Here is a 17,371-nt window from a genome sequence, read left to right on the forward strand (position 1 = left end):
TTGATACTGAAAACCTAAATAAACTCAACTCTATATCTCAAAAGCACTCATAGAGAATATTGTAAACAAATGTTAAAATTATATCACTAAGACGTATTTTCAGCAATTCATCACTAAGATGTATTTTCAGAAATTCAAAAGCTACACTAATATTCATTCAACTTTCTATCAAGGTATGCTTTTTTTGCTTGAGTTCAAGGCTGTAGAAAATCTGAGTCATGCCGATCAGGTAAATGAGTGTTGCGCAGAGCACAATTTTGGGCATCTTGGATGAGCAGCGATCGCAAGAAAAATATGCTTTCAAGGGTCTGGAGTGCATCGGTTGTTGGCATTGATGCTGTTAAGGTAGGGGTGGAAGTCGATATTGCAGGCGGACTACCCGGAATTGTCGTGGTCGGTTTACCATCGCAGGAAGTACAGGAATCGAAAGAGCGAGTCAGAGCAGCGGTCAAGAATGCTGGGTATCTATTCCCCCTGCGAAAAGTCGTAGTTAACTTAACGCCTGCCGATCTCCGAAAAGAAGGCCCCAGTTTTGACTTGCCGATCAGCATTGGGGTGTTGGCTGCTTCCGAACAGGTAAATGTAGATTTGCTGGATGAGTTCCTGTTTTTGGGCGAACTAAGTTTGGATGGAAGTTTGCGTCCCGTGGCAGGCGTGCTAGCGATCGCCGCTGCCGCTAAACACATGGGTATCAAAGGACTTGTCGTTCCATCTCACAACGTCCGAGAAGCTGCCGTGGTTAAAGGCTTATCGGTGTTTGGTTTCCAGCACCTATCGGAAGTCGGTGAATTTCTTCGCGCTCCCAGTCAGTACCAAGCTGCTCATGTTAACGGCATCGAAGAATTAGAGCGGAACCGATACAGTGGCCCCGATTTGCAGGATGTCAAAGGTCAGTCTCATGCTCGTCGTGCCCTGGAAATTGCCGCCGCAGGAGGACATAACTTAATCTTTGTCGGGCCACCAGGCAGCGGTAAAACCATGCTGGCCCGTCGCTTGCCCTCGATCATGCCAGAACTCACCTTTGAAGAGGCGCTGGAGGTGACACAAATTTACTCGGTTGCCGGATTGCTGAAGGATAAAGGCTCTCTGGTCGCCACCCGACCGTTTCGCAGTCCCCATCACTCTGCTTCTGGCCCTTCCTTGGTCGGCGGTGGCAGTTTTCCCCGTCCTGGCGAGATTTCTCTGGCTCATAGAGGCATTTTATTCCTTGACGAATTAACAGAATTTAAACGAGATGTGCTGGAATTTTTGCGGCAACCGCTGGAAGATGGCCATGTCACGATCTCCAGAACCCGACAGTCTGTGATTTTTCCGGCTCAATTTACTCTGGTTGCCAGTACTAATCCCTGTCCCTGCGGCTTTTATGGGGATACGGTACAACCCTGCACCTGCACCCCTCGATCGCGAGAACAATACTGGGCACGACTCTCTGGCCCGTTAATGGATCGAATTGATCTGCAAGTCGCTGTCAATCGCCTGAAGCCAGAAGAGATTACCCAGCAACCGAACGGGGAAGGATCGGCCACTGTCCGGGAACGAGTACAGGCGGCACGAGCGATTGCTCAGGAACGATTTAAAGGAACTAACCTCCGCTGTAATGCCGAAATGCAAGCCCGCAACTTACGCCAGTGGTGTCCCCTGGATGAGGCCGGACGCAATTTACTGGAGGCGGCAATTCGTAAATTGGGATTATCAGTACGGGCCAGCGATCGCATTTTGAAGGTTTCCCGTACCATTGCGGATTTAGCTGGAGACGAAGCTTTGCAGCCACAGCATATTGCCGAAGCGATTCAATATCGAACGATCGATCGCATGCAATAACAAAACAATCTTTTTGTTGTTAGGGAAAGGAAGCCAAGGGGAAAACTGCCACAATCTGTATGGACAACGGTGTAAATTTCCAATCTGCAATTCAGAAATTTATTTGAGTTTTCAAAAAATCTTTGCTGGATCGAGCAAGGTTTGACTAAAAGTAGGATTGCCCTTGATTGGCGATTTTTCGTTGAAAATTGGCTTTTTTAAGGAAAGTTGAATGGTCAATGAAAGGGGTGATCGTGTGTCAGGTAGACAACTGAGAAACCGTCTAACGCTAATCTACAACGCTAATGTGCACCTTGTAACCTTGTAACGTAGCTGACAGCTTGGCAATTAGGGGGTCTACCAAAGAATTAGGGTTTCTGCCTCATGCTCTGAATCAGGGTGTTTCTCAAATAATTCAACAGAGTAGTAGTAAACCAACAGTGGATAAATAATTTCGCTGGCGCAGGGTGGGTTGAAGTATGGAACCCAACGTTCAGAAAATGTTGGGTTGTGCACCTCAACTCAATCTACACAGATTATTTAGTCCACTATTCTTAGCAGCGTGATCCTCGACGAGGCTGGATGTTTTGCAGCACTCAGTTAGTCAAAATGCCATTGGGCGATTTAACACGGCACAGAATCCTGGTGATGTAAAAGTTTTTCAGCGATCGCCTAGCCTGGTTTTTCCGGATTACAGGATGGGGCTGGGTTCACTCGCTGCTGCTAAATTCATGGCTATTCTCGTCGGGGTAGCTGCACTCAAGCACTCACCAAGGAGAAATTACCATTATGTTTTCCTAATCATCCAATGTTCAATTTACTGGATCATCACCTTTAACAACGGATGTATCCAATGGGTTTCTGACTACAAATCGTTCAATGCTCAGAGATCCACTCATGTCAGACAATTCTCTGAGAGTTAGTGCTGCTTCGTCGCCAGTAACAACGGATCCAGAAAATACATTAGGTTCTGCGCTGGATCTGGGATCATTAAGCAAAACTCCCATCACTCGTGCAGATTTTGTGGGCAGTAGCGATCGCAATGATTACTACCGTTTTGCAGTCAGCCAAGTGACAAATTTTAACCTCACTCTCAGCGGCATAAGTGCAAATGCCGGTGTGCAACTGTTAGGGAGTAATGGTTCTATACTCAACACATCTAATCGTGCAGGGACTGCCAATGAAATAATCAACCGCCCGCTGAATCCAGGTACTTATTACGTGCGTGTCTATCAATCCATCGGCAACACCAACTACACGCTGAACTTGGCCGATGTCACTCCCACACCAACGCCGACTCCCACCCCAACTCCTATCCCCGCCCCAGCGCCAATGTCAGATTTTGTGCAACGGGTTCTGGAGTTGACCAATCAGTTTTGGGTACAAAATGGAGTGGCTCCGCTCCAGTTGAATGCAGAGTTAAATGCGGCTGCCCTTAACCATTCCACCGATATGGCGTTGCGGGATTACTTTAGCCATACCGGAAGTGATGGTTTCAGTGCGGGCGATCGCATGAGGCAGGTTGGCTATGTATCGAATACCTGGGGTGAAAATATTGCAGCAGGCTATGCTACCCCGGAACAGGTGGTGCAGGGATGGTCAACAGTCCAGGGCATCGAGCCAATATGCTGAACCCCAGGTTCACCGAATTGGGTGTTGGCTACTATCATCTGGCTAATGACACGGGCAGCGTCAACTACACTAACTACTGGACGCAAAATTTCGGCAGCGGTGACACCAATCCTGCAACGTATCTCCCTGCCTAAAGCCATTGGCGATCGATGCAGCCAATGACTCCGGATAAGCTATCACTCGCACAGGTAATTCATTTACTGTGTGTGGTGATGGTTTTTCTTGATTCTGAGTTGTATTTTGAACCGTTAGACTCTGTGAGTAAGGGCGTAGCATTTGGGCAAAGTCTTCGAATCAAGCCAAAAATTTTCTGCCAAGTGCTGCGCCCCTATGGGTGAATGCTCAAAATTCCTAGAATTAAGGATGCGATAAGAACGACGATCGCCCAAACCACAATCTGCTCTGCCTGTCAGTAAGCGGCGAACAAGATGCGATCAGCTTCCGCTTCGGCTTTGGTGGTAATCTGGTGATTCAGGCTGGCTCCTAAAAACTGGCGATCGTTCTCATTGAACTGTTCCTGATTATCTTCAGCCCACCGTTGAGCAGCTTCTAGATCCTCATCTCGCACTAAATGGATTTGATCCTGTTGGGAGTCCTGCCACGCTAATAAGGCAGAACCGTAAGGTCGCTGGCTTGCCAGCACTTCATTCAGCCACGTTTGATTAAACACGCAAGCATAGATGCGATTGCTGACCTGCAATTTGCCGTCGATCGGAGTAATCAGGCCAGACAGTCGCAATTCCAGGCGTTCGCGGCTATCCTCATGGGCTAAAGTCTTGCCTTGCAATACAGTTTGATAACATTCCAGAATGCGGTTGATTTGGTCTTCCTTTCTCAGCAGGCGATCGCGTATGGGCTTCAAGTGGAGTGCTTTATCCTGATATTCCCAATTACTCACCATATATTTGTTGACTAACCGTTCTACCCAGGCGGCTTCTGAATCGGCAGGAATGACAGGTTCAGACTGAATTAACTTACAAAGCTTTTGCGTGAGAAAGGGATGGCCCCCGTCCACTTCAATATTTCCCGGAGTGCTATAAGTATTTATGCAAATTTACGTTTGTTAATAAAATGAGATCGCGCTGTTAAATAGCTGACATACGCAGTTTGATAAGGTTCAACCCAAGCCATACGGGCTATAACTGACTGGTGGCTTTAGCAAATTTTTCATAGAATGAATTTAACAATAGAACTGTCGGGAAATAAGAACGAAGTTAGCTAACAGAAGCTTTTGAGTTGTTCTTCCTAAGCTGCAATCAGGTAAAAGTTCCATAATCCTGCTGCTGTCAGCATTAAATGGTCATCAAATCCCGCTTTTCGATTTCGATAAATCGCACTCACAGCGTTGTAACGCTTGACTACAGCAAGTGAATGTTGTCATACTCCTTTTGCAAGCCTAAAAAGCTAAATCAACTTCAATAGCAATCGCCTCAGGAATCGCACCGGCAATATCGTCCTCATCATGAAACCGTTTATCATACAATTTTCCTGGCCGCGATTGGGTCAGAACCAAGACTCGCTTGGTTTTTCATCGACAGCTGCTAGATGTTTGCGAGTATGACATTTCTTCTTCCCTGAATAGTTTGCCTTCTGAGCCTCAGTCTCTTGTGGTCGTTGAATCGGACGCTCTGTTCCATCAAGCATCACCCGTTTAACGTCTGGAAATTGCTCTAAAAACGCTTCGATGCTATCAGGGAACTGAACGGGGCCAGTAGCTCTTCAAATGCCTTTCGGTTCAAGCCAGTTAAGGTTCGCAGCAAGCGGTCTTCTTTCAGCACCCGCTTAATGTTCAGCATCTACCCGACCCATGACTGCTCTCTATTCTCCCTTATTTCCCGACAAGTCTATTAATTTGTGGATATGAGCAAAACGTAAATTCAGATTGAGAAACGCAAAGATTATTCAACCAGGAGAAATGCATCTTAATAGATTTGGTAGGCTCAAGATAGAGTAAAGGTTATATCACTTCAGCAAAGGGAACCTGAGGAGTGGACATAGTTCACCTGAAAATTTGTATTCTGGAAGGCTAACTTGAATCGATCTATCTTTATTTTGATTAACTGAATTAAATAAAATCTTCTGCCTGAAGGTTGCTTTCCAATTTATTTTTCTGTTTCCAATTTCATATCTCATTCAAGTATCAAGTCCACTGACTGAATAAAATGTGGAGGAAGCTTAGATGGAAGTTTTTGATTATGTGATTTTAGGGGCTGGATTAGGTGGTTTGTCAGCCGCCGCTTGTTTAACCCGCCAGGGCTATCGAGTGCTGGTTTTAGAAAAGCACTATCTGCCGGGAGGCTGCTGCCACACCTTTGATTATGGGGAATACCGCTTCTGTGCCGATGTGCATTACATTTCCCAGTGCGGCCCCGGTCAAACTATTTCCCAGTTCTTAAATTACATCGAACGGGATGTTGCCTTCAATAGCCTGGATCCTGATTGCATCGATCGCGTCATCACTCCCTATGCTGATTTCCGAATTCCTCTTGGTTGGGAGAACCTGCGCGATCGCCTGCTGGCCACCTATCCCGAAGAAGCTCCAGCCATCAACCGTTACTGCGACGAAATTAAGCACCTGCATCAAGACATCCACAATCTGGTGCGAGAAGTTCGCTGGTATCACCAGAAGTGGACAGACTGGCTGAAACTGCCCAAATACTGGCATCTGTTCCTGAAACGCAACTGGACCTTACAGGATCTCTATGAGGAAGCGGGCCTTTCCTTGAAACTGCAGGGGATATTAGCGGGACAAAGCGGTGACTATGCTCTGCCACCTGCGGAAATTGCCCTGCTGACCCATACCTCCCTCGTCTGGGACTATTCCGAAGGGGCTTATTATCCGACCCATCACTTCAAACACTTTGTAGACACGATCGTTGCCGCGATCACCGAGGGTGGAAGCGTGGTCAAGCTGTCCACTCCGGTCGAACACATTCAGGTTGAAAATCATCGCGTTCAGAGCATCCAGGCGGGAGGGGAAACTTATACAGCTCGTCATGCTTACGTCAGCGATCTGGATCCAAAACTGACAGTTCAGTTAATGCACCAGGACGATGCTTTGAGCCATCGGGAACGGCAGCGGTTGACGGGCTATGAGTATTCGGCCAGTGCCTTCAATATCTACCTCGGACTGGATAGCCGCTTTGATCCACAACGGTACGGAATTGGTAACTGGAATGTCTGGTACTATCCGACGGGCAACCTGAACCAGGAGTACCAGCGCCAGTTAGAGGGTGATTTGAGCCGACCCTGGATTTTCCTGTCCTGCCCGACCATGAAATCCAGGGAACCGGGCATGGCTCCGGCAGGGCATCATGTTCTGGAAATTGCCACTGTTTGTCCCTATGAGCCGTTCCACCAGTTGAGCCAGACCGATCCGAAGGCATACAAGGCGAAGAAACGGGAGGTCTATCGACAGATTATGACCAGCGTGCAGGATTTAATCCCTGACGTGAACACCTATGCTCGAATGAAGGTCTACGGCACGCCAACCACCAGTGAATTCTATCTGGGGCAGCCCCAGGGGAATATCTATGGAGCTAAATTGATTCCCCAGCAAGTGGGCCTGAACCGCCTGGGATACGTCACGGAACTACCGAATTTGTTCCTGGTAGGAGCCTCGGCAGGCTATCCTAGTGTGCCAGGAGTGATTGGGAATGGCATGGATGTTGTGGAGTTGATGACCGGGCAATCCGCCTGGAGAAAAAGTTTGCACCCATCTGAGAAATTAGGAGTATCTTGATAGAAACTTTTTACTGTTGAGGCTGGCTAAGGAATCTATGATGACTCAGTCTGATGTATTGGGACTTGCCAAGCAGGGCAATCCACAGGCGATCGCATCCTTAATGAATGTGGTATTACAACCTAAGGGAGTAACGGTCAAAGCGTCCTTGCAAGATCGGTGCCTGCACATTCTGTTTTCATCCGCAGAACCCCTCAGCCAGTCTGCCCTGGTTACTTTTGCCCGAACGGGGTTAACCAATCTGGGAGCCATTCCCATTGATCAGGTCAAGCTCTATGCGCAAAAAACGGGCGAGAAAACACCCATCTGGATGGATGGATTTCAGTTAGGCGCTCCGACTCCAGTTCCCACTCCGCGAGTCGCTGTTCCTCCGACCATCAAAGTGCCGCAGCCTGCCGGTGAACCCGCCTTACCCACGTTTGCTCAAAACTTCCAGCCGGTGGCTGTGGCTGTCGAGGAACCTCCCGTGCCGCCGGAGCCGGAGCAAGCACTGGCACAGGCTGTAGCTCCAGTTGGCCCTCCCCGAATGCCTAAAAAGGGTGTGAAGCGGCCTAAAAATCGCTGGCAGTTCTACCTGCAGAAGCTGGCTTATCAAGTGCAACACGGTAATCGCTATGTGCTGGCGGCTGTAGTCGGGCTGGGAGCCTTTGCGATCGGCGGTACGGTAGCCATCCTGATTTACTCTCAAACTCACAGCGAGTCTCAGGTGTCTGCAGACGTATCAACTGTTCCCAGCGGTAATTCCTTGATGGGCGGCAAACAGTCGGTTGAGAGCCAGCAGGCCTACGTCAGGAATTACCTGCTGCAGATGAACAAGGCGCAACAAAATTTTTATAAGCAAAATAATCGCTTTGCTACCAGTCTGGAAGAATTAGAGCGCTCTGCAGCCTTAATTTCCCAGGGTTCCGGTTACACCTATAAGCTCATCCTGCCTAACGATACTCAGGCAGTAGTCACCGCTATTCCCAAATCCGATAATTTGAAAAGTTATGCCGGAACTGTCGTCTTGACGAGAGCCTCTACACCTGATTGGCCGACCAGCGCGATCGTCTGCGAAACCAACCAACCGTCTACCGTGGCTCCCGTTTTGCCCCAGGCTTTAGACGGGCCAATCCAATGTCCAGCGGATTCTAGTGCAGTGCATTAGTCCTCAGTACCTTTAGAACATGCCTAGAATGAGTATGTAAATAGGATGAGGCCGAACCCATGGGAAGTGTAATTGCTAGCCTCGTAGCCGTTTTCATTATTTTGTCTGTCAGTAAGGGAATCAAGCTCGATCGCGAATATCAACGTGGTGTCATCTTCCGGTTAGGTCGCCTGAAGGGAGTGCGAGGGCCAGGGTTATATTTCATCCTGCCCTGGATTGATCAGAAGGTGCAGTTGGATGTGCGAACCAAAACGGTCAATATCGAGCCACAGGAAACTGTCACGGCTGATAGTGTAACCATTCGCGTTAATGCTGTACTCTACTACCGAATTCTGGATCCTGCTAAAGCCATTAACCGGGTTGAGAATTACGAAGCTGCAGTCTATCAAGTGGCACTTACCACTTTAAGAAATGTTGTAGGCCAGAACATTTTGGATGACGTATTGCAGAACCGCGACAAGATCAATATCCGGGTGCAGGAAATTGTGGATGAAATCACTGAACCCTGGGGAATTGTGATTGAGCGAGTGGAAATGAAGGATGTGGAAATTCCTACGGGAATGCAACGAGCGATGGCCAAAGAAGCCGAAGCGATTCGGGAAAAGCGTGCTCGTCTAATTAAAGCCACCGCAGAGCAAGAGGCTTCTCTTAAACTGGCGGAAGCCTCCCAAAATATCAGTGCTAACCCTTCGGCCCTGGAATTGCGTCGCTTACAAATGCTCACTGAGATTGGAGCCGAGAACAACACGACGACGATAATTATGATGCCGTCCGATTTTATTAATGTGGCACGGCGCTGGGCTGAAAGCAAACCTGCTAACGATACCAAAGCTCAACCGTTTAATCCGGAGGTCCCCTTTAACCCCAAATCCTTTCAGTCCAACGAACCTCCGCAGCACTCTTGATGCCATAAACCTTTGCTGCTGATCTCGAGGTTACCACCCACATCCACATATCAATTAAGCTCCACCAACAAGGGATGAAGCTCTAGCCTGAAATCCGGCTTTGGTAAGGGCGTTGACGGTGGCCTGATGGTTCTGAACACGGAATTGGGAACCAAAGCGGACGAAGTGGCGTTTTTCCTGGTTTTTGACGATCGCCACGACAGGCACTTTAGCGCGATCGTCCTCGCCTTTATTTTGCAATAGCACATTGCGGAGACGGTGTTGTTGCTCGATGTCGCTGGCGACTTTGGGATCTAGTTCCACCATCACCATGTAGACGGCTTCCACGGGTTCGATGTCCTCCACGATGAATTGGGTCTGGTCATCCCGGCGATCGACTTTGCCCCAGATCATTACCCGCAGATCAGGCTGGATGTGTTGCTGCACTCGTTCGTAGGATTTGGGAAAGACCACTGCTTCCGTCTGTCCGGTGAGATCTTCCAGTTGCAGAATCGCCATGCGATCGCCCTTCTTAGTGACAACAGGTTTCACAGAGGAGATCAGGGCGATCGCACTGACCGTTGCTCCTTCTGAATAATCCCCGATATCGCTGAGGTTAATGGGAGCCAGAATGCGGGCGGCTTCGCGAATGGAACGTAAGGGATGATCCGAGATGTAAAAGCCGAGAGTTTCCTTTTCCATTTGCAGCCGTTGCTGTTGGGGAAGATCGGGTACAACAGGAGCTTTGGGGGCCGCATCGAAACTGGCGGCAGATTCCTGAACCGAAGGAGTACTGGCCAGTAAATCGAACAAATTGCCCTGACCACTGGCGCGATCGCGGGCGCGGGATTGGGCCCAGTCCAGTACCAGTTCCAGGTCGTGGAGAGACTGGTTGCGGTTGGGTTCCAGTTGGTCAAAGGCTCCGCAGTAGATCAGGGCTTCCAATGCGCGACGGTTGAGGGCGCGGGCATCGACGCGAGCGTTCTCGGAGCAGGCCACCCGTGCACACAGGTCAGCCAGGGATTTAAAGGGGCCGCCCTCTTCTCGTACCAGCAGAATGGCTTCGATCGCGCCCATCCCGACATTGCGGACTGCCGATAGACCGAACAAAATGCTGTTACCTGTGGGAGTGAAGTCCACACCGGAGCGATTAATATCTGGGGGTTGCACCTGAATGCCCATTGAGATGCAGGTAGCAATATATTTCTGTACCTTGTCCTGATCGCCACTGTTGGCCGTCAGCAAGGCAGCCATGTACTCAACGGGATAATTGGCTTTCAGGTAGGCAGTTTGATAGGTGACATAGCCGTAGGCGCAGGAGTGAGATTTGTTAAAGCAGTACTCGGCAAATTTGATCATTTGATCAAACAAATCGGTGGCGACTTTCTTCTCCACGCCCCGTTCCTTAGCACCAGAGACAAATATTTCCTGGTGCTTTTCCATTTCCGATTTCTTTTTCTTCCCCATTGCCCGCCGCAGTAGATCGGCTTGTCCCAATGAGTACCCGGCCATATCCTGCGCGATTTTCATGATCTGTTCCTGATAGACCATGATGCCGTAGGTCTCATTCAGGATGGGCTTGAGAATCTCATGGGCATAATCGATCTTTTCTCGCCCGTGTTTGCGGTTGATGAATTTGGGAATCAGTCCCGCATCCAGCGGTCCCGGACGGTAGAGGGCCAGGACGGAGGAAATATCTTCCAGGCCAGATGGCTTCAGATCGCGGACAATTTGCCGCATCCCGGAAGACTCCAACTGGAACACGCCTTCTAGTTCGCCGCGAGCCAATAGCTTGTAGGTTGCGGGGTCATCCAGGGGCAGGCGATCGAGATCCAGTGCCAGTCCTCGATTTTGCTGAATCAGTTCCAACGCTTTCTGAATCATCGTCAGGTTTTTCAGTCCCAAGAAGTCCATCTTCAGTAGCCCTAGAGACTCAATATCTTCCATGAAGTACTGGGTAAAGACGGCTCCATCCTCGTTACGCTGGAGGGGCACAATTTCATCTAGTGGTTGGGCGGAAATCACCACCCCTGCCGCGTGAATCCCCACACTCTTGTTCGTGCCTTCAATTCGCATTGCCATGTCGATCCAGCGGCGATAGGTGACAGCGGGTTCTGTCCCCGGAACCGTGAGATTCTTGTCGTATTTCTCTTTAAATTCCGGGGCAGGTGTGTCATCGGAAATCATCACCTTTAGCTTGGTGGGTTTGCCGCGCACCACGGGAATCATTTTCGTCATGCGATCGGATTCCCCATAGGGCACATTCAGCACCCGCGCCACATCTTTCAACACGGCACGGGAGGTCATCCGGTTATAAGTAATAATCTGCGCCACCCGCTCGGTACCGTATTTCTCGGTGACATATTGGATCACTTCATCCCGGCGATCGATACAAAAGTCCGTGTCAATATCCGGCATCGACTTCCGTTCGGGATTCAGGAAGCGTTCAAATAGCAAACCATGATGCACTGGATCAATATTGGTGATGCCCATTGCATAGGCCACCAGCGATCCGGCGGCTGATCCCCGACCTGGCCCCACAGGAATGCCGCGATCGCGGGCGAACTTGATGTAATCCCACACGACGAGGAAGTAGGTCGCAAATCCCATCTGCTGCATCATCTGGAGTTCGTATTCCAGGCGATCGCGGTACTCCGGTTTGATTTCGTCACGGGAGGAACATTTGTGTCGTTTCAGCAATCCTTCCCAGGCGACTTCAGCCATGTATTCATCGGCAGTCATGCCTTCGGGAATGGGATAGTTAGGAATTCGAGGTTCGCCCAGAATGTCGTAGCTTTCGATTTTTTCCGCGACAGACAGGGTATTGGCGATCGCTTCCTCAATCACGTCTGCTGTTAAGTGATCGCGAAACAGCAAGCGCATTTCGTCTGCCGATTTCAGGTATTCCGTGCCGCTGTACCGCAGCCGCTTATCTTCCGTAATCAGTTTCCCGGTTTGAATACACAACAGCGCGTCATGAGCTTCTACGTCATAACAGGAAATGTAGTGGGAATCATTGGTGCAAATGATTTGAATATCCAGTTCTCGGGCAATGTTCACCAGTTCTACATTCACAATCCGGTCTTCCGGCGACCCGTGATCCTGAAGTTCCAGGTAATAGTCCTCGCTAAACAAATCCTTGTACCACTGCGCCACCCGACGGGCTACTTCTGGTCTGCCCTGCAAAATTGCCTGCGGCACTTCCCCACCCAAACAGGCGGAAGTAACAATCAAGCCTTCGTGATATTGCTCCAGCAATTCCTTGTTAATACAAGGACGGGAAAAGATGCCCTTGCCCTGAATCCCCTTCAGGTTGGAAATGGTGGTTAGCTTCACCAGATTCTTGTAGCCTAGGGTATTCTTTGCCAATACAACCTGATGGTAACGAGGACGACGCTCCTGTTTGGTAATATCGCCGTTAATCACATACATCTCGTTGCCGATGATTGGTTTGATCACCCCGCCTTTGTTCTTGCACACCTTCAGCAGCTCGATCGCCCCATACATCACCCCATGATCCGTGAGGGCGATCGCAGGCATTCCCAACTCTACGGCGCGATCGATCAGTTCTGGAAGCTGACTGGCCCCATCTAGCAAACTATAGTCACTGTGAATATGCAGACCCACAAAAGACATAAGGACTCAAACCTATGATACGGCTGAGACTAAGGGTACGCGATCGTTGGGAACTTGGCTACTAGATTTGGTGTTTTGAATGTTTTTCCTGGAACAGGCACTCCATATCTAGATGCAACTTGAGCAGGCAGCCAAAATCCAACCTAGATTTAGGATAGGTCAGGCGATGAAGCGCGTTCGGGAGGACATGGGCCTCAGCAATGTGATTTTGATGATTCCCTTCTGCCGTACTCCAGATGAAGGTCGGCGGGTGATAGCGGAAATGGAAAAGAACGGCCTCAAACGGGGTGAAAACGGCTTACAGATCTACGTTATGTGTGAACTGCCCAGCAATGTCATCCTGGCCGATGAATTCAGTGAAATCTTTGACGGCTTCTCTATTGGCTCCAACGACTTGACCCAATTAACTCTAGGACTCGATCGCGACTCTGCCCAAGTCTCTCACCTGTTTGACAAACGCAATACCACTGTGAAACGTATGGTGCAATACGCCATCACCACAGCCAGAGCCTACGATCGCAAAATCGGCATCTGTGGTCAGGCTCCCAGCGACTATCCCGAATTCGCCCGCTTCCTGGTCGAACAGGGTATCAACTCGATCAGCCTCAATCCGGATTCTGTGTTAAAGACGATCCTCGAAATCGCCGAAGCTGAGAGATAATCTAAAGGCGAAAGGAATTAGGGGTTAGGGCTTAGGGTTTAGGGGGGTGAAAGGCTGAAAATTAGCAACTTAAACTCCGATACCTGGCTCCAAGAACAACGCCTAATTCCTACTCCCTAATTCCCAATTCCTCAAAATACTATGTTCAAGAAAATCCTTGTTGCTGTTTCCCCGAGCATGACTGATGACACGCTGGTTCATGAAGCGATCGATCTGGCCAAGCTATCGGGCGGCACGATTATGCTGTTGCATGTACTGTCTCCCATGGATGAAGACTATCCGACTCCCGTATATCTAGGACCAGATAGTGTTTACCCCGGTTTACATGAGGAAGCCATCCGAGCCTATACCCAGCAGTGGGAGGTGTATGAACGGCAGGGACTGGAGTTCCTGCAAAAGCTAGCGAAAGAAGTTTCTGCCGCTGGGGTAGCTGCTGAATTTACTCAAAGCCCTGGCGATCCGGGCCGCAAGATTTGCACCCTTGCTGATACTTGGGAAGCCGATCTGATTATCCTGGGGCGGCGGGGCCATACGGGATTGAAAGAATTTTTCTTAGGGAGTGTCAGTAACTATGTGCTGCATCATGCCCCTTGTTCCGTACTGACCATTCAGGGGGTAGAAGTGGAGGGTGAATAAGCGCCAGCCTCCAAGTAAAAGTTTCTCAGGTGTGGCAGGAGTTACATACACTGCTGCCACCCGCTAGCCGTCTGGCGAAGGCTGACTGGGGTCTCAACCTCCGATCGAAACTCCCAATAATCGTCCCAAACTATAGGTAATGCCGGCGGCGGCAAAACCAAAAATGACTTGACGAAAGCCAGAAAAGAGGACACTGCGGCCTGTTAGTAATGTGATACCGGCACCGATCGCGAACAATGCCAGACCACTGCATAGCAAACTCATAATCACTGCTAAGCTTCCTTTCAAGAAGAAAAAGGGAGCGACCGGAACGATCGCGCCTACTGCAAACAGGCAAAAGGAGGTAATAGCAGCGACCCAGGCCGAACCACCGAGTTCCTCCGGGTCAATTCCCAACTCTTCGCGGGTCAGGGTGTCTAGAGCCGTTGCTTTGTTCGCCATAATCCGAGCAGCCAGAGAACGAGCTTGAGCTTCAGGTAATCCTTTTGCCTCATAAATCAATGCCAGTTCTTCTTCCTCTTCTTCGGGTACTTCTTCCACTTCCCGCCGTTCAATCCGAATTTGGCGATCGTATAATTCGCGAGAACTTTGTACCGAAATCCATTCACCTAAAGCCATTGAACAAGCGCCCGCCAGCAGCCCTGCCATTCCCGTTACCAGGATCGAATTTCCGGCCAGATCTGCTCCAGCAACCCCCATTACTAAACTCAGGTTAGACAGCAGGCCATCATTCGCTCCCAGCACTGCCGCCCGTAATGTATTGCCCCCTGTCGCCCGGTGCCGACCTTCAATCTGGGCGATCGTTCCTCCATCCATCCCCTGACCTGTCGGGCTGGCGATCGCATTCAGTAATCGGGCATGCGATCGTTCTTCTACAGGCAGTAGTGTATCTTGAGCATCAGGCTGCATGTCGTAGCTATGACTATCCACCTGCTCCATTGCATTAATCGTTGGCAACACAAACTGGGGGCCAAACCAAGTCGCTAACTTAGCCAGCACTCGGGTTCGCCAGCCAATTCGTTTGCGAGGTACTGGATAGCCTGCATTCACCAACTTATCTCGCCAAAACTGAGCGTGAGACTCCTCCGTTGCCGCCAGTTTCCGATAAACCTCAGCTAGGGCGGGTTGTTTCTCAGTCTTGGCTAAGGTGCGGTAGAGAAAGGCGCTTTCAATCTCGTCCTGCCAGTTTTCCAGATAACGACTGATATCAGAGGTGCGGGATGGCTGCATGGCTGTTCTCCGGTTACGCTGATAGGCTAATGCGAGGGTGAGAGGAGGATTGGATGTGAGGGTGAGGAGGTGATCGTTATTTTGCCCTCTCGTTATCTCTTCATCCCTTCACTGCCGTAATGTTACTGGAGAAATCAAAATTCGTTCTAGCGCTTACGACACTACAGGACTGACTTTCGCCCGATAAAGTAACTTGTCTCCCTGGCGATAGCCCGTGTATCGCACTCGTACCCGATCTCCTACGGCTGCTGTACCTTCCATGAGTTGATGCTGTTGCGGGTCGTAGGGAACTTCAGACCCGACGGTTGCGATCGCCTCAATGCCCCAATGGTGCAATAATGTTTCAAGCGGACGTAATAATGGTAAAAGCTTCACTGCTGGAGCCTGAGGATTTTGTTGAGCTGCATAAGCTGCTGTCGGGAGTTGTAACAGCAAAGACTCTAACACCTGCACACTCGATTGTTGAAATTCCTGCCAGAGTTCCTGCCGTTGTTGTAGCAGTTGAGCTTGGAGGCGATCGTACTCTCGCCTTAGTTCCCCCACTTCATCCCGCCTAGATACTACCTCCTGCTCCTCAATCCCCAATTCCCAATCCCCCAGCCCTACCAACTCTCCCACTGATACCTGCAACACCCGGCCCAACTTCTCCAGCGTCTCCACTCGCATTTGAGCAATCTGTCCTCGACGCAATTTTCTGATTTGCTTTTCCGACACCCCCGTAGCTTCACTCAACGCTTTATAACTGGTCAGACCAACCTGTTGCATGAGTTGGCGTAAACGATTATTGGAATTAGAGGAAATCATGCTGCAATAAAGGATCATGTTTTGCATCTGTTGATAGTATCTCTTGTACCGATACCTCAAATTCATGAGGATTGATGTATAAATCAATGACAATATTATGAACTACTTCAGATTTGAGAGACAAATTGTTCTATGAGTTAATCACTTAATTTGGGTTCTTAGGAGTAAATATTTCCATTCGATCTTTTGAGTGTTTGCTTTGTCTGCTTGATGCTGCTCTAAATCTAAATGTCATTCATCAGATCCCCAACCATCGCTATAAAATCGATGAATGCTAAATGTTTCTAGTGGTTGCTTGAGTTTCAGAAAGACATCATCACTATTTAAGCGAAATAGGATGGACAAAGGGAAATGTTCCATCTGTTTATTCTGGCTGATTTGTATAGGCACGCCAAGCTTGCCCATCCAACTGATGATCATTGAGTTTATTCCTCTTCCATCGTTTAAGCAGAGTTAAATAAGATGCAACGTAGAAGTAGATCATGAATAACCGGGCAGTAAACTGCTGCATTCGCTCAATCAATTGGACGAATCCCTGCTCCAGGGTGGGAATGAAAAACACAGTTAACCACTGCTTGAGGTGGTGAAAGGCAATCCACAGTTCAATCACCAAACGCAAATTATTCAGCAGATTTTTCCACCCCCGCTGGTTGTCCCACCAGGGATGCTGCGTGAAGACTTGCCCAGATAAAGGATACTCTCGATTGAAGACATCAGCAAACAAACTGACCATTGTGAACGCACTCATTACGCATCGCCAATTTCATCGAGCTTGCTTGCAGGCGCATTACTCATCACAAACATGGTTGAATTGTCCGGTAATGTTTCTGGGTCGGTGGTCAACTCCCAGTAACGCACACTGCGACGAGTGCCATAGATAATTTCGCGGCGATAGCGCACTTCGGTTTCGCCATTGCTAAAGGTGCGGGTGAACTTTTGCCAAGGTTCTGCCGTTACCTCTTGGTCTTGCGGCAACCAGCCCCCGTGATTCGAGCGAATCGCAACAATGTAGGGCAACTGGAGCGCAACCAGTGTTGAAATGAAGTTACAGTCACTCTCACCATACAAACTATCGGCTAACACCAGCTCAAACTGGAATCCCATTGCAAGCAACTGACGTATCATCGTGGCAGCAATTTGCGGTTTCGTCTGGTAGACCTCTCCAGGCTTGAGTCGTTCTCTCGGCTTGTACACCTCAA

11 protein-coding genes and 2 pseudogenes are annotated in these 17,371 nt (G+C 49.3%); 7 read left to right on the forward strand and 6 right to left on the reverse strand.

All coding sequences use genetic code 11. From position 1 onward, the window contains the following. Positions 1-294: 294 nt before the first annotated feature. Positions 295-1,821: a YifB family Mg chelatase-like AAA ATPase gene (locus ACUVQO_RS18010; protein WP_445927227.1), complete on the forward strand. Its 1,527-nt coding sequence runs from the start codon at positions 295-297 to the stop codon at positions 1,819-1,821. Between the two features lie 876 nt (positions 1,822-2,697). Continuing rightward, positions 2,698-3,566 (forward strand): annotated as a pseudogene (locus ACUVQO_RS18015) (CAP domain-containing protein). A gap of 275 nt (positions 3,567-3,841) precedes the next feature. Here the strand turns inward: ACUVQO_RS18015 and ACUVQO_RS18020 are convergent. Next, the gene (locus tag ACUVQO_RS18020; protein ID WP_445927217.1) at positions 3,842-4,447 is read right to left on the reverse strand and encodes a hypothetical protein; all 606 of its coding nucleotides are present in this window, start codon (positions 4,445-4,447) and stop codon (positions 3,842-3,844) included. Between the two features lie 488 nt (positions 4,448-4,935). Continuing rightward, entirely contained in the window at positions 4,936-5,076 is a 141-nt protein-coding gene (locus ACUVQO_RS18025) for a transposase family protein (RefSeq protein WP_445927218.1), read from the reverse strand. A gap of 535 nt (positions 5,077-5,611) precedes the next feature. Here ACUVQO_RS18025 and ACUVQO_RS18030 point away from each other — a divergent pair. From ACUVQO_RS18030 to ACUVQO_RS18040, 3 genes are read left to right on the forward strand one after another with little or no spacing between them, the layout of a single operon-like run. Beyond that, the gene (locus ACUVQO_RS18030) at positions 5,612-7,174 is read left to right on the forward strand and encodes a phytoene desaturase family protein (RefSeq protein WP_445927219.1); all 1,563 of its coding nucleotides are present in this window, start codon (positions 5,612-5,614) and stop codon (positions 7,172-7,174) included. Positions 7,175-7,211: 37 nt separating this feature from the next. Beyond that, positions 7,212-8,321 carry a type IV pilin-like G/H family protein gene (locus ACUVQO_RS18035; RefSeq protein WP_445927220.1) on the forward strand — a complete coding sequence of 370 codons (1,110 nt, stop codon included), beginning with the start codon at positions 7,212-7,214 and terminating at the stop codon, positions 8,319-8,321. A 59-nt stretch (positions 8,322-8,380) separates the two neighbouring features. Continuing rightward, a complete protein-coding gene (locus ACUVQO_RS18040) occupies positions 8,381-9,226 on the forward strand; it encodes an SPFH domain-containing protein (protein WP_445927221.1) in 846 nt (281 codons plus the stop codon). 54 nt (positions 9,227-9,280) lie between these two features. Here the strand turns inward: ACUVQO_RS18040 and ACUVQO_RS18045 are convergent, their stop codons facing one another. Beyond that, positions 9,281-12,841: a DNA polymerase III subunit alpha gene (locus ACUVQO_RS18045; RefSeq protein ID WP_445927222.1), complete on the reverse strand. Its 3,561-nt coding sequence runs from the start codon at positions 12,839-12,841 to the stop codon at positions 9,281-9,283. Between the two features lie 166 nt (positions 12,842-13,007). Between ACUVQO_RS18045 and ACUVQO_RS18050 the strand changes: the two genes are divergently transcribed. Further along, entirely contained in the window at positions 13,008-13,502 is a 495-nt protein-coding gene (locus ACUVQO_RS18050; RefSeq protein ID WP_445927223.1) for a putative PEP-binding protein, read from the forward strand. Positions 13,503-13,643: 141 nt separating this feature from the next. Then, the gene (locus ACUVQO_RS18055; protein WP_445927224.1) at positions 13,644-14,138 is read left to right on the forward strand and encodes a universal stress protein; all 495 of its coding nucleotides are present in this window, start codon (positions 13,644-13,646) and stop codon (positions 14,136-14,138) included. Positions 14,139-14,231: 93 nt separating this feature from the next. Here ACUVQO_RS18055 and ACUVQO_RS18060 read toward each other — a convergent pair whose 3' ends face one another. The 3 genes and pseudogenes from ACUVQO_RS18060 to ACUVQO_RS18070 all read right to left on the reverse strand — a co-directional run. Continuing rightward, positions 14,232-15,368 carry a VIT1/CCC1 transporter family protein gene (locus ACUVQO_RS18060; protein ID WP_445927225.1) on the reverse strand — a complete coding sequence of 379 codons (1,137 nt, stop codon included), beginning with the start codon at positions 15,366-15,368 and terminating at the stop codon, positions 14,232-14,234. A gap of 153 nt (positions 15,369-15,521) precedes the next feature. Then, positions 15,522-16,172, reverse strand: coding sequence for a helix-turn-helix domain-containing protein (locus tag ACUVQO_RS18065; RefSeq protein WP_445927226.1), 651 nt, complete (start codon positions 16,170-16,172; stop codon positions 15,522-15,524). A gap of 443 nt (positions 16,173-16,615) precedes the next feature. Next, a pseudogene (locus ACUVQO_RS18070) lies at positions 16,616-17,371 on the reverse strand (transposase); the annotation flags it as partial.

Source organism: Leptodesmis sp., assembly GCF_052746595.1.

Coding starts and splice junctions, on each gene's coding strand:
- ACUVQO_RS18050 (WP_445927223.1), top strand. CDS start 13,008: ATGAAGCGCGTTCGGGAGGACATGGGCCTCAGCAATGTGATTTTGATG.
- ACUVQO_RS18045 (WP_445927222.1), bottom strand. CDS start 12,841: ATGTCTTTTGTGGGTCTGCATATTCACAGTGACTATAGTTTGCTAGAT.
- ACUVQO_RS18010 (WP_445927227.1), top strand. CDS start 295: ATGCTTTCAAGGGTCTGGAGTGCATCGGTTGTTGGCATTGATGCTGTT.
- ACUVQO_RS18030 (WP_445927219.1), top strand. CDS start 5,612: ATGGAAGTTTTTGATTATGTGATTTTAGGGGCTGGATTAGGTGGTTTG.
- ACUVQO_RS18055 (WP_445927224.1), top strand. CDS start 13,644: ATGTTCAAGAAAATCCTTGTTGCTGTTTCCCCGAGCATGACTGATGAC.
- ACUVQO_RS18060 (WP_445927225.1), bottom strand. CDS start 15,368: ATGCAGCCATCCCGCACCTCTGATATCAGTCGTTATCTGGAAAACTGG.
- ACUVQO_RS18025 (WP_445927218.1), bottom strand. CDS start 5,076: ATGCTTGATGGAACAGAGCGTCCGATTCAACGACCACAAGAGACTGAG.
- ACUVQO_RS18035 (WP_445927220.1), top strand. CDS start 7,212: ATGATGACTCAGTCTGATGTATTGGGACTTGCCAAGCAGGGCAATCCA.
- ACUVQO_RS18040 (WP_445927221.1), top strand. CDS start 8,381: ATGGGAAGTGTAATTGCTAGCCTCGTAGCCGTTTTCATTATTTTGTCT.
- ACUVQO_RS18065 (WP_445927226.1), bottom strand. CDS start 16,172: ATGATTTCCTCTAATTCCAATAATCGTTTACGCCAACTCATGCAACAG.